This window comes from Desulfosporosinus hippei DSM 8344 (assembly GCF_900100785.1).
Taxonomy (GTDB): domain Bacteria; phylum Bacillota; class Desulfitobacteriia; order Desulfitobacteriales; family Desulfitobacteriaceae; genus Desulfosporosinus; species Desulfosporosinus hippei.
The window spans coordinates 1-12,515 of the sequence record NZ_FNCP01000003.1; the positions used below are offsets into that span (position 1 = coordinate 1).

Sequence of the window (12,515 nt, forward strand, 5' to 3'; positions counted from 1 at the left end):
TTGATGGATAGTTGGTTTACTCATGCCCCGCTTCTACAAAAACTGATGGATAAGAAGCTTCACATTATTGGGATGGTAAAGGAGCTAAAACAACGCTATTGTTTTGAAGGGAACGCATTAAGTCTAAGTGAGCTCTATGCCAAAATCCCTAAAAATCCAAAAGCAGAAATTCTGGGCTCAATTCGAGTTCAAACTCTTGCAGGTTTATCTCTTAAGATTGTCTTCGTCCAAAATCGGAACAACCGTAGAGATTGGTTGGCGATTCTAACGACAGATCTTTCATTAGATAATGCTGAAATCATAAGGATTTATGGGATGCGTTGGGGTATCGAGACCTTTTTCAAAGTGGCTAAATCACACTTAAAACTGGGCACCGAATTCCAAGGACGGTCATTCGATATGATGATCAGCCACACAACGATAGTCTTTACTCGTTATCTCATCCTTGAGCAGGAACGTAGACAAAATAACGATGAACGCTCACTGGGAGGATTGTTTTACCTTTTTGCAGATGAGGTAAGGGACTTAGACTTGAAAACAGCCTTGCGCCAATTGATGGCATTTGTACTCGATCTACTACCGAACAAACCGAAGAATTACGAATCACTTAGTCAACTACATAACTGGATCAGTGCATTGCCCAGTTATATCAAGGCTTTATTCGCACAACTGCGGTGCGAAAGTTGAGTTAATTATATCTGCTAAGTTCACACGAGATATTAATTCATCACCGCATACATTCACAATATTACTTTGTATCGACTCCCATCTTTCCATCAGAACCTTTACTGTTTGTAGCAAGTCTGCTAAGCAGATCACATTTCTGTAGAGTGGATGGAAAATTTGAGCCTTTTCCCTGTTTTTTAAACAGGAGAGATAATATTGGGTAAATTTATCGTAATAAGAGAAAACATAAGATAAACGAAGAGCTTTGAAATTTTTTTCATTACCAAAAGACATCTCTACTAAGTTTTTCATCTTCCCATAGTTGGAGATAGGATTTGTTGGTGTATTCTCGGTAAATGGAATGCCAATATCATCACCATATACTGCATCGCTGGAAAAGAATATAACCTTACATTTTCTTTTTAATGCTTCATGAATCAAAAAGCTTGTACCCTGAACATTGATTTTATAACAGAGTTCAAACTGATTCTCACACTTATCAGGTGAAGATATGGCTGCTGCAACAATAACGTAATCCATTTCGTTGAGACAATCAAGATTTATACTTTCACTTTTGGCTAAATCAATAAACTGATCTGTATACTCACTTTTGCTTTTAGAAAGCCCAGTTACTTCATATCCATTGAACTTTAAAAATGGTGTGAGCTGCATACCTATAAAACTATTACAACCTACTATTGCGACTTTGTTCATCATTGGTTAATCCCTTGCTTTTCGAAGATAATCTCAAATAATTCTATTGCACTTTGTTTAGAGAAACGCTGATGTACAAAATTTATATTACTTTTAGCTTGCTGAATGATCTGATCCTCGTCCTGATATAATTTAATTACTTCCTCAGCAAATTCTTCCGCAGAATCTTTAGAACGAATACAATTTTCTATTCCATCTAACCCTTCTAACCCTATCAAAGTTGAGACAATTGCAACTTGGTGATACATAGCTTCTATTGTCTTCCCCTTTACGCCAGCACCGAATCTTAGGGGTATAACACAAACTCTGGATTCTTTATATAACCTCTCTAGTTCTCTATCCGAGACAAAACCATGTAATACAATCCCATCATGAGCCATGTTTTTAATTTCATTCGGGATGTTAGAACCAACTATATGAAATTTTATTTCAGGAATCTTTAATTGTATCACTGGAAAAATATCTTTTAAAAACCACTTGACACCATCCACATTTGGTGCATGTCGAAATCCACCTACAAAAATTAAATCTCTTTTTTCTTTCGGTTTTATTAAAACTTCTTCAAAAGAATCATAAATAAAAATAGGGCAAATTATTGCTTTAGTTTGATTAAAATGTTTGTTAATAATATCTCTTTCTTGATTACTTAAAGTAAAAACCACATCTGCTTTTTTCATAATTTCGTATTCTACTTTTTGCCATTTTTTAGAGGATTCTAGAAAACGTATATCGTTAGTAATTTCATACTGACGTCTTTCTCTTAAAAAGTGTAAATCACAAACATTGTAAATAACTTTTGAATTTGTATTTTCTTTAATATAATCTATGTATTTTTTAGAAATATGCGGTCGATTCATAAAAACAGTTTCAAACCAAGGCCCATTTTCTTTTACCCAATCCTTCCAATGATTTGCATAGTGAGGGCCATATAGAACTTCTATACCCATCTGCTCCAGTTCAGTTGCATAGGGCTCAGACTTATAAAAATTATCTCCAATAAATTTTACGTTATATCCCATATCAACAACAAGTTTTAAATATTGAAAAATTGTTCTGCTTCCTGCATCCTTGTCATAGGTAGGTACGTAATGGTCGATGAATAATAAACTTTTTTTTGCCCGATTTCTATCTCTAGCCAAAAAAACATTTTTTCCATTTGAGAAGTGTTCTCTTTCTAGTATATCTTTCCACTTTTCGTAGAATTTCTTTTGATTAATTAATTGATATGCCTTTTGTCCGTTAGAGGTATCTGTTCCATTAGAAATTCCCTCAAAATGTACCACAACAGATTTAGGCTGATATAGTACCTTATATCCACGTTTTCTTACCTCAAAGGCAAGGTCACTATCCTCATAATAGGCGGGTGCAAAAGTTTCGTCAAAGCCACCGATTTCTTTCCATAGTTGTGTCCGAATCATAATACTTGCTCCAGAAATATAATCTACTTCTTTAACATAGTTGTATTCTGGCCTTTCCGGATCATCTAAGTGACCATAATTCCATCCGCTAGCATCCTTCCAAATTATTCCTCCGGCTTCTTGTAGCTTACCATCCGCATAGACAAGCTTTGAACCAACCATACCAATTTTATCGTCAGTTTGAATTAACTCGACTAATGGCTTTAACCAATTATTTTGTACGTTAGTATCATTATTTAAAAATAGGATATATTGACCTTTGGCATATTGTGAAGCATGATTACAGTTCAATAGAAATCCTAAATTTTGTTCATTCCTAATGTGCAAAAAATTTTCAACGTAGGAGGATATTTCTTTCGTATTATCGCTAGATAAATCATCTGCGATAATGATTTCATATTTAATTTGACTTGTATTTTCTAAGATTGCTTTGAGGCAAGAATATGTATATTGCCATTGATTAAACACAGGTATTATAATCGAGACCAGAGGATCTGTAACCTCTTCAAATACTAATGTCTCAAAAGTCTCTAACTCAAAAATTTCCAATTCCCTTTTAGCATTCTTTTCAAACCTTCCAATATAATGATCAACTCGATCTCCTAATAAAGTGGCATCATCAGTCTTAAGGTACTTAATCAACTTCGTGATGTTTTCAAGACTCAAATGCCTTATAAATGATTTGGGATCCTTAGCAAACTTAAAAATCATTTTAGTTAGCAGTAATCTTTTCGAATTTTTCGGAATCAAACCGTCTCTAAGTTTATAATATCTGATTAACCATTTCCAACCATCCGACTGGTAGATGTTATTTAAGATTCGTTCCTGCTTTTGAAGACTCTCAATTTGAACGTTTAAGCTTTCAACTTGCATATCTTTTTCAGTAAATTCTTCATCTTTACTCACTGCTAATTGTTCCAACGCTGAGATTTGATTTGTGAGTACCTCCACTTTCTCCCTAAGATCCACGACCTGTTGATTAAGCTCTTTAATTGTACAATACATGCGTTTGATTTCTTCATCCTGAGACAAACCCCATAGAGACAACTCTTCAATCCGATTATTCTGTTCTTTAATAATTTGATTTCTGTTGTCTATAAATTCGTCCAAGTTTTTTATATGTTTATTTCTTTCTTCCACTTCATCTTGTAATTGTAGAATACGCTTAATTTGATTCTCGTATTGGTTTGTAACATCTTTAATGACAGAACAAATTTCAGAATCGGCAGACTGTTTATTATCACTACAGACAGCTACAATGTACTTACAATTTGGTTCATTTTCTTTGTCGAAGGAAATAACCTCAACGTTATCTGCACCATTATCTATGAACGATGCGGTTTGAAATCGCTGGTAATAGAACTTGATATACTTAAAGTGCATAGAAAGAAAATCAAAAAACTCCTGTTTGTAGAATTCTTTGATATGAAACTTATTAGTATGATTTGACATGTCCGAATAAACTTCTTTATTAGGAGTAGAGATTATCAATACTCCCGTCTTTTTAAGGACTCTTTTTAATTCTTTAAGAAACACTCGCTGAGTCGCTTCATCAATATGTTCAATTGTTTCAAATGAAACAACCACATCAACTGAGTTGTCTTCTAAAGGAATCGATTCTATAGAAGCTTTGATAAAGTGTAGATTTTCCTGCGTGTATTTTTGTTTAGCCTGCATGACTGCTTCATCACTGATGTCAATCCCGTAGACTGTAGTAGCCCAATGTGCTAAAATGTCTGATCCATAACCTTCACCAGAAGCAGCATCAACAACAATCTTATCTTTTACAAGATTAGTTATTGAATAGTATCTTTGAAGATGTTCAAGTTCCAATTCCGAGTCGTGTACGGAATCCGGAATATATCGTTCCCCAGTAAACTCCATAACCCACTACCCCTTTTATTGAAGAATAGAGAATTCAACCTCGTCAAGAGCAATAAATCCTGGCAGGTGATATTTCTTTTGACTTACAACCTGAAAAACTAAAGCATCATGTACCCATGAGTGCTGAATGTGATCCTCCTGTGAACCTGATGCCAAAGCAGGGGATATAGTATAAGAACCAATATTCAAGTTCGGTACCGCAAATTCAAAAGCCACATTAACTATCTCCCCCACATTCCCATATATTACCGACTTGTTCAGTACATAACTATTAGTTTGAGTTACAATATTGTTAAGCTGATCCTTAATAGAAAAACCATAAATAGGATTTTCAATAGCTGAGTTAAATTTCACCCTAATATAGAGTCTCACAGCTTGACCTATAGTAACAATAGCTACTTTCTTATTATTTAATACATCATACAATCCTATCCCAATAATTTGAGCTTTATTATCCCCTAAAACGTCTAAACTGATATCATTTAGATTAATGTTATCATTAGATACCAAGACCTCTCCCTTATCTGACTCGTCATATTTTGTTAGCTTAGAGTCTAACATGAAGGCTTGATATCTTTTTGATACTTCAAACGGTTTTCCGTCCTCAACGACCACACCTTCATTAAGCCATATCGTGCGATCACAAAATTTGTTTACCGCTATTAAATCATGGGATACAAAAAGCACTGTCTTATCACGTTTAAATTCTTCAATTTTCCGGTAACATTTCTGTTGAAATTTAATATCACCTACGCTTAAAGCTTCATCAATAATAAGCACCTCTGGATCAACATTTATAGCTACGGCAAAAGCCAATCTCACAAACATTCCACTCGAATATGTTTTTACGGGTTGGTAAATAAAATCCCCGATATCAGCAAACGAAATAATATTTTCTAGCTTGGCATTCATTTCCTCTTTGCTGTAACCCATTATGGTTCCGCTCAAATAAATATTCTCAATACCTGTATATTCTGGATTAAACCCTGTCCCCAACTCAAGTAGAGCAGATACACGACCAACAACTGACAAGTTACCCGCCGTTGGCGTCAGAACACCAGTAAGAATTTTCAGGAGGGTGGATTTACCTGAACCATTCTTACCGATAATACCAACTGTTTCTCCTCTCCTGATCTCAAAACTAATCTCTTCAAGAGCACAGAAGTCCTTATGATGTTTTTTTCTGCTGCCAAAAGACACAGCTTCCTTAAGCCTATCTATCGGTTTATTATACAAACGATAAACCTTAGTAAGTTTATCAGCATTGATTACGATCTCGTCCATATCAGGACCTCCATAACTCACTTGATCTTCTATTACAACACATCTGCAAAATGCGGTCTTAACTTCTTAAATAGAAATACGCCCATCAGCAAACAAGACCCCGTTATACCCCAAAAGTTGAGCGTTAAATTATAATGTTCCCAAAACCATTCATGGTAGATAAACGTGTCTCTATACCCTTCTACGATATAGTAAAAAGGATTTAATTTTACTAAAAAGTGGTACTTTATCGGCAATATCTTAGTAGTCCAAAAAATTGGGGTTAACCAGAAACCAATTTGTAAGATCATCGATACCAACTGTCCCAAGTCCTTAAAGAAAATAACAAGAGACGAAGTGATCCATGACAATCCCAGGACTAAACTGAACATCGCAAAAAGATAGTAGAATACTTGTAAATTATATATACTAGGCTTGTATCCATAAATAAAGAACATAATGAATAGAAAAGCAATAAAGAACAAATGAATGAATAAAGCAGATAGAATTCTTATTATTGGCAAAATACTAACCCTAAAAACAACTTTTTTGACCAAATAACTGTTATCTAAAATGGAATTTGTTGCTCCCATTAGACTATCGGAGAAAAAATTCCAAGGAATAATGCCTGGCATTAACCATAAAATAAAGGGGAAATTATCAACTGGATTTGATTTAAAACCTACCTGAAATACAAACCAAAATATCAATATGTTTATTGTTGGTAAAATAAATGCCCATAGTATTCCTAAATACGATCCCAGATACCTTGTCTTTAGATCACTTTTAGCTAGTTCAACAACTAACTTTCTACTTTGCATTATATCTTTTAATAAATTAATAGTAGAAATGAAAAAGTTCATGAAATTACGGTCTCCTTTGTTAAAGACAATCAATGTGACTAACGATTGTTATACATATCAGAGTAATATGATTGATATTCACCTGATATAATCTCACGCCACCATCGTTCATTATTCAGATACCATTGAACAGTTTTTCCGATTCCATCCCAAAAGTTAGTATTTGGAACCCAATTTAAATGCCGCTTGATTTTTGACGAGTCAATCGCATATCGACGGTCATGTCCAGGGCGGTCGGTTACGAACTGGATTAAACTATCACTTTTGTTTAATATCCTAAGGACTTCCTTAACTATCTCCAAATTAGTCCTTTCGTTATTTCCTCCTACGTTATAAACCTCTCCAGCCTGACCTTGTCGAAGCACAGTGTCTATTGCCCGGCAATGGTCATCTACATAGAGCCAATCTCTTATGTTTAAACCGTCTCCGTACAAAGGTAGGGGCATATTTTCTATTGCACGCCAAATCATTAAAGGAATTAACTTCTCAGGAAACTGGTAAGGGCCATAATTATTAGAACACCGTGTAATAGAAGCATTCAATCCATACGTTTCCACTGCCGCCCGTACAAAACAATCTGCAGACGCTTTACTTGCCGAATACGGACTATTTGGCATCAGTGGCGTGTTCTCTGTGAAAAGTCCTTCTCGACCTAGTGAGCCATAAACTTCATCAGTTGAGACTTGAACATAGCGAGAAACACCATACCTACATGCATAATTAATCAAATTGATAGTCCCAAGAACATTCGTTTCCGCAAATATCAGTGGATTTTCTATACTTCTATCAACGTGTGATTCTGCAGCAAAATGAATTATTGCATCGGGTTTTTCCTTTTGAAAAATTGCCTCTAACGCCGCTGAGTCACAGATATCAACCTTGTAAAAAATATAGTTTAATCGATCTTCCAATGATATTAGATTCTTAAGGTTTCCAGCGTAAGTGAGCGAGTCAACATTAATAAAGCAATCCCCAGGATATTTATCCGCCATCATTAATAAGTAATTTGACCCGATAAATCCTGCGCCACCTGTAACTAATATTCTCAAGAGAAACCCCCCGACTATTTATTTGCTGTAGTCCAATCAAATCCGATTTTCGGATCATTCCACTCAATACGTAATTCATCGGGATTTTCTTTTTGATATGATTCTGTCGTAAAATACACGATGGTTGCTGGTGTATTACCTAAAACCCGGTAACCATGAGCTACTCCCTTGGGAATCATTAAAAGTCCTGGGTTATCCTCGCCTAGGTAATAGACATCTGTTTGTCCTACAGTCTTCGACCCCACTCTCAAATCGTATAGTACGACTTGGGCATTACCATTTGGGAAAAACCACAGATCATCTTGTCTTTCGTGATAGTGAAAAGCTTTGATTACTCCCGGGTAAGACTTAGATAGTGAAGCTTGTCCAAATCGACTGAGTAAACCATCGTCATCTCGCAAAATTTCCATAAAAAATCCGCGATCATCGCTATGGCGAATAAGTTTCTTAAGATAGACACCTTCAATCATAAGTTAGTAGCACTCCTTTTTATCTTTGATATTTAAGAATGTTTTAATCGAAAGACGTGCGTTCTAATCATGATTTCCTAAAACCTTTATAGCACGCATGTCTAAGTCACTTTCAATAGCAAGTCGATTTGCCAAAGCTAAAGACTCAAATGTCCCTGCATCAGTCCACCAAGACGAAAGGATATTATAAGTCATTTTTCCTTGGGAAATATAGTTATTATTCACGTCTGTTATTTCCAACTCGCCTCGGCCTGATGGCTTAAGTATCTTGATCATATCAAAAACATCTGCATCATAAAAATAAATCCCCGTGACGCAGTAATTGCTTTTTGGTGCTTTCGGTTTCTCTTCAACACTGATTATTTTCCCATCAGCGATTTCAGCAACTCCATAGCGCTGTGGATCAGAAACTTCACGGATTAAGATCTTTGCCCCTTTTCCCTGAGCTCGAAATTCCTCAACAAAAGGAACAATTGAATCCTCAAAAATATTGTCGCCGAGTAAAACTACGCACAAATCGCTACCGATAAACTGTTCGGCTAAACCCAAGGCTTGAGCAATCCCTCCAGCTTCATCTTGAACCTTAAATGTGAATTTCACCCCGTAATCCTTGCCACTACCTAGTAAGTTTACGACCGCTCCCATATGATCTTTCCCTGTAACTACTAATATATCATTAATATTCGCTTCTTTCAGCTTGGCAACCAAGTGGAAAATCATAGGATTCTGACCAACTGGCAAGAGATGTTTGTTAGTAACCTTTGTCAGAGGATAGAGTCGCGATCCAGTTCCACCTGCTAAAATTACACCTTTCATTTTTAACCTCATTCTTTAAAATTGTTTAAACCTTACGTTAACCGCCAAAAACCTTTGTTTTGGCTTAATTTACGCCTTAGTGCACTGTTCAGTAATGCATTTTTCCTTCCTAACGAATAACCAATAACCTTGCCCACCACACTCAATACTAGACTGACAAATTCCGAAGGTTTATTTCTTATAATATATCTAACCTCATTTATCACTAATTTCGTACCTTTGCCGCTAACATTATTGAATGGAATTTCACTGTTCCATTCAGTGTGCATAACTCCAGTGTCAAAATAACGTTTTACAGTATCCGTAAATGACAACTTGTGTGAATGCCTAATAGTCGCCTCCGCACAATATCCAGTCTTATACCCAGCGAGTAACAACTTATTTGCTATTACAATATCCTCAGCTGTGATAATCTTTTTCGGAAACCCTCCAACACAATTAAGGGCATCTATCCGAAATAACGAACATACATCACTTAATAAAACGTCATCTATGACACGAGGTACACCTGAATTGATTCTCGAAACTGACGGATAAGTTAGGCTACGCTCGATTACTTCAAGCTCTGTTGCTCCTTCCCTGGGTAACTGCCTTGCGGAGACTCCAGAAAGACTATTTGCATTTAAAAAGCAAACCAACTTTTCAACACAATCATTGGACATTATCCCATCCTGTGTCAGGAAGAGAACAGCATCTTCATCAGTCAATTTAGAAACTCCTAGGTTCCTTGTCTTCCCGTGGTCGAATTCTTCAGGGGATATACGCATGTACAACTTATTGAGACAGCCACAATTATCCTCGACTATTTTCTGGTAGTTTCGATCATCTATGTTTGGGCTAGAGTCTATCACGATGACCTTCGAGACTAGATATGTTTGGCTTCCGAGCGCCTTTAATACAGAAACGAATTCTTTAGATGGGTTATATATAGGAATCACTGCTCCAAGCTTTTGTACAGGCCCTTCCATTTAACATGATACCTCCAAATTCTACATCAATCTGTTAAAATGTCCTATATTGCCCCTCTTCCTTGAATAACAGCTGGAATGGTCTGCAGAATTATCTTGAAATCATTCGTAAGCGACCAATTATGAATGTAATAAAGATCCAGTTGGATCCGCTCCTCATAACTCACATCGTTCCGTCCATTAACTTGCCATAGTCCAGTAAGACCTGGTTTCACTCTGAGGATCATATTCCCATGGGCTCCATACCGTTTTATTTCTTCAGGAACTATCGGGCGCGGCCCCACAAAACTTAGGTCACCTTTCAAAATATTTATCAATTGAGGCAACTCATCTAAGCTCAACTTTCTTAAGTACCTACCTAAGGGAGTGATTCGCGGATCATTTTCTATCTTATAGTTATCATAATAATCTTTATTAATCTCTTCATTTTCTAGTAGCGCCATAAGTTGCCGCTCCGAGTCTACGACCATTGTCCTAAACTTATAAATGCGCACTCGTTTGCCATCTAATCCTAATCGTTCTTGGGCAAAAATAGCTGGGCCTGATGAATTAAGTTTAACTATCATCCAAATAATTCCCAACAACCAAGAGGTAAGAATTAGACCCATTATAGCCAAGATTACATCCATAACTCTTTTTAAGCGTTTTGAGACTCCATCTACAATCAAGTCTTGAGGTCCAAAAATAAGGATTCCTTGATAATTAATTGTCTTTAAGGGAATCGATAATAGCCTACTTACAGACGGAATAATATATAGCGGAATATAATTTAGCTCACAGTAGGAAATAAGTGGTTCTAGTGTCCCTACTTGCTCTTCATAAACTAACATTCCCAAATCTCTCTGCGCCTGTAAACCCAATATATTTGCTTGCTCGAGATGCCGATGAACAATATCTTCTACGTCTGTCGTTAGCGGGGTATAAGCGACAATCCTAAGTTTCATCTCCTGTACTAATTTATCATGGAGACTATCGTTTCCCGTCTTAAAACCAATAGCCACTAGAGGGAGTTTAGCCTCATCTCCGAGCTTTGATGCATAAGACCTCACTATTATAAACCTTACTAGAATAGCCAATACAAAATTAACACTGAAGAATACAGTGAAATAAATACGCGAATAACTTACACTTCGCAAATAAAAGGATAGAACGTAAAAAAAGGCAGCACTATAAATTAGAGATCGAAAATAAATTTGCGGTCTAACCTGTAATAGCTCAGATGTTTCATAATTCCCTGATAGATATAACAAGCCCAAAAAAACAATTCCAATCATACATAACATTATCAAATAAGCGCTTATACTGATGACTGACAAATCGCTCAGGAACTTTATACACCCTACTGAAAAGCTACTTATTACATAAACCATAAAATCAAATAAAAAAAACTTTACTCCTAGCTGGGATACTCTTCCTGAGTATAGCAAACTTATTTACCCCCAATGTTAATGTCCATAAATTTACACCAATAATAATACCATTCGACAAACTTCTCCCATCTCCTCCTTTGGTATTATTTTTGTTCAGCGCAGCATAATTGCGACTTCAATCAATGTATCCATTGATTTTATAGGCCGCAATTATTCTCAATTCATTTATTTATCATCAATATTATTTAACTTACTCTCAATGAAGATATATTCTACTATAAGTTAATAGATTTTAAATATGTAATTTCAATAATATTCACCGAATTATGCCGTAAGTTTATACATTATTATACTAAGTATCGTATAATCTCTCGGAAATTACAAAATGAATTCAAACTTACGCACAGAATTTTATTTCTATCGCATAATCATCTAGTATACCTTACATAGAATAGCCCCAAACCTTTTACCGATTTGAGGCTTTGGGCCTAGTGCTTAGGTATATCTTGACATCCACCTTGGGATTCGACCTAAGAACATTTTCCAATTTTAGCAGTTCTTTAATTAATTAATTAATATATACGTTGATATTTTCAGGATGCATCAAAACACACTTGACAATCTGCAGGAATATCTTTAACGTAAATATTATTTGAAAGAAAGCGGGCAACACAGGCTTTTGCCGACCCACCAACTATTTCGCCAATAGTTGCCCCGTCAAACGTTTGTCTGGCCAAAACCCGACGGTCTGAATCTATTAATACTAAAGACGCATTAATACACTTAATATTCTTTTTAAGCCCGTTGCTTATAAAAAATCCAACTAACAAGTCTCCATTTGCAGGTGATGCGCCGGTAAACTGAATTGTTACTTTTCCTTCGTCTACGCGCAGTTCATCCAAATGTTCTTCTGTATCATTCTGCTCCAATAGATTTTCCGCAACGATATCCTGCTCCCAGTTCTCAGATTCTTGTTTTCTATTCTTTAAAATTTTGGGGAAATTAAACATAATTAATCCTCCTGTATGCTAACT

Annotated in this window: 11 protein-coding genes; 1 reads left to right on the forward strand and 10 read right to left on the reverse strand. The window is 35.9% G+C overall.

Annotated elements, in window-relative coordinates:
* Positions 1-687, forward strand: a 687-nt coding sequence (locus BLS16_RS03375; RefSeq protein WP_143015493.1) for an IS4 family transposase, incomplete at its 5' end; no start/stop codon positions are given.
* On the opposite strand, the gene BLS16_RS03380 is transcribed toward BLS16_RS03375, so the two are convergent.
* The 10 genes from BLS16_RS03380 to BLS16_RS03425 all read right to left on the reverse strand — a co-directional run bounded on the left by BLS16_RS03380 (position 658) and on the right by BLS16_RS03425 (position 12,491).
* The gene (locus tag BLS16_RS03380; RefSeq protein ID WP_092329944.1) at positions 658-1,383 is read right to left on the reverse strand and encodes a sugar nucleotide-binding protein; all 726 of its coding nucleotides are present in this window, start codon (positions 1,381-1,383) and stop codon (positions 658-660) included. The genes BLS16_RS03375 and BLS16_RS03380 overlap by 30 nt on opposite strands.
* Positions 1,380-4,682, reverse strand: coding sequence for a glycosyltransferase (locus tag BLS16_RS03385; RefSeq protein WP_092329957.1), 3,303 nt, complete (start codon positions 4,680-4,682; stop codon positions 1,380-1,382). Before BLS16_RS03385 ends, BLS16_RS03380 begins: the two co-directional genes overlap by 4 nt.
* Positions 4,683-4,697: 15 nt before the next feature.
* Positions 4,698-5,966, reverse strand: a complete 1,269-nt coding sequence (locus tag BLS16_RS03390) for an ABC transporter ATP-binding protein (protein WP_092329960.1) — start codon at positions 5,964-5,966, stop codon at positions 4,698-4,700.
* Positions 5,967-5,998: 32 nt separating this feature from the next.
* A complete protein-coding gene (locus tag BLS16_RS03395) occupies positions 5,999-6,808 on the reverse strand; it encodes an ABC transporter permease (protein WP_092329963.1) in 810 nt (269 codons plus the stop codon).
* A gap of 38 nt (positions 6,809-6,846) precedes the next feature.
* Positions 6,847-7,857, reverse strand: coding sequence for a dTDP-glucose 4,6-dehydratase (gene rfbB, locus BLS16_RS03400; protein WP_092329965.1), 1,011 nt, complete (start codon positions 7,855-7,857; stop codon positions 6,847-6,849).
* Between the two features lie 14 nt (positions 7,858-7,871).
* Positions 7,872-8,327, reverse strand: coding sequence for a dTDP-4-dehydrorhamnose 3,5-epimerase family protein (locus BLS16_RS03405; protein ID WP_092329967.1), 456 nt, complete (start codon positions 8,325-8,327; stop codon positions 7,872-7,874).
* 63 nt (positions 8,328-8,390) lie between these two features.
* The gene (locus BLS16_RS03410; RefSeq protein WP_092329969.1) at positions 8,391-9,143 is read right to left on the reverse strand and encodes a sugar phosphate nucleotidyltransferase; all 753 of its coding nucleotides are present in this window, start codon (positions 9,141-9,143) and stop codon (positions 8,391-8,393) included.
* A gap of 32 nt (positions 9,144-9,175) precedes the next feature.
* Positions 9,176-10,111: a glycosyltransferase family 2 protein gene (locus tag BLS16_RS03415; RefSeq protein ID WP_092329971.1), complete on the reverse strand. Its 936-nt coding sequence runs from the start codon at positions 10,109-10,111 to the stop codon at positions 9,176-9,178.
* 44 nt (positions 10,112-10,155) lie between these two features.
* Complete coding sequence (locus BLS16_RS03420; RefSeq protein ID WP_176786055.1) at positions 10,156-11,481, reverse strand: sugar transferase; 1,326 nt, start codon at positions 11,479-11,481, stop codon at positions 10,156-10,158.
* A 593-nt stretch (positions 11,482-12,074) separates the two neighbouring features.
* Positions 12,075-12,491: an SLAP domain-containing protein gene (locus BLS16_RS03425; protein WP_092329975.1), complete on the reverse strand. Its 417-nt coding sequence runs from the start codon at positions 12,489-12,491 to the stop codon at positions 12,075-12,077.
* Between the last annotated feature and the right edge of the window lie 24 nt (positions 12,492-12,515).

Excerpts from the sequence above, each read along its gene's own strand:
- BLS16_RS03380 (WP_092329944.1), bottom strand. The coding sequence starts at position 1,383 with ATGATGAACAAAGTCGCAATAGTAGGTTGTAATAGTTTTATAGGTATG.
- BLS16_RS03385 (WP_092329957.1), bottom strand. The coding sequence starts at position 4,682 with ATGGAGTTTACTGGGGAACGATATATTCCGGATTCCGTACACGACTCG.
- BLS16_RS03390 (WP_092329960.1), bottom strand. The coding sequence starts at position 5,966 with ATGGACGAGATCGTAATCAATGCTGATAAACTTACTAAGGTTTATCGT.
- BLS16_RS03395 (WP_092329963.1), bottom strand. The coding sequence starts at position 6,808 with ATGAACTTTTTCATTTCTACTATTAATTTATTAAAAGATATAATGCAA.
- BLS16_RS03405 (WP_092329967.1), bottom strand. The coding sequence starts at position 8,327 with ATGATTGAAGGTGTCTATCTTAAGAAACTTATTCGCCATAGCGATGAT.
- BLS16_RS03410 (WP_092329969.1), bottom strand. The coding sequence starts at position 9,143 with ATGAAAGGTGTAATTTTAGCAGGTGGAACTGGATCGCGACTCTATCCT.
- BLS16_RS03415 (WP_092329971.1), bottom strand. The coding sequence starts at position 10,111 with ATGGAAGGGCCTGTACAAAAGCTTGGAGCAGTGATTCCTATATATAAC.
- BLS16_RS03420 (WP_176786055.1), bottom strand. The coding sequence starts at position 11,481 with ATGGTTTATGTAATAAGTAGCTTTTCAGTAGGGTGTATAAAGTTCCTG.
- BLS16_RS03425 (WP_092329975.1), bottom strand. The coding sequence starts at position 12,491 with ATGTTTAATTTCCCCAAAATTTTAAAGAATAGAAAACAAGAATCTGAG.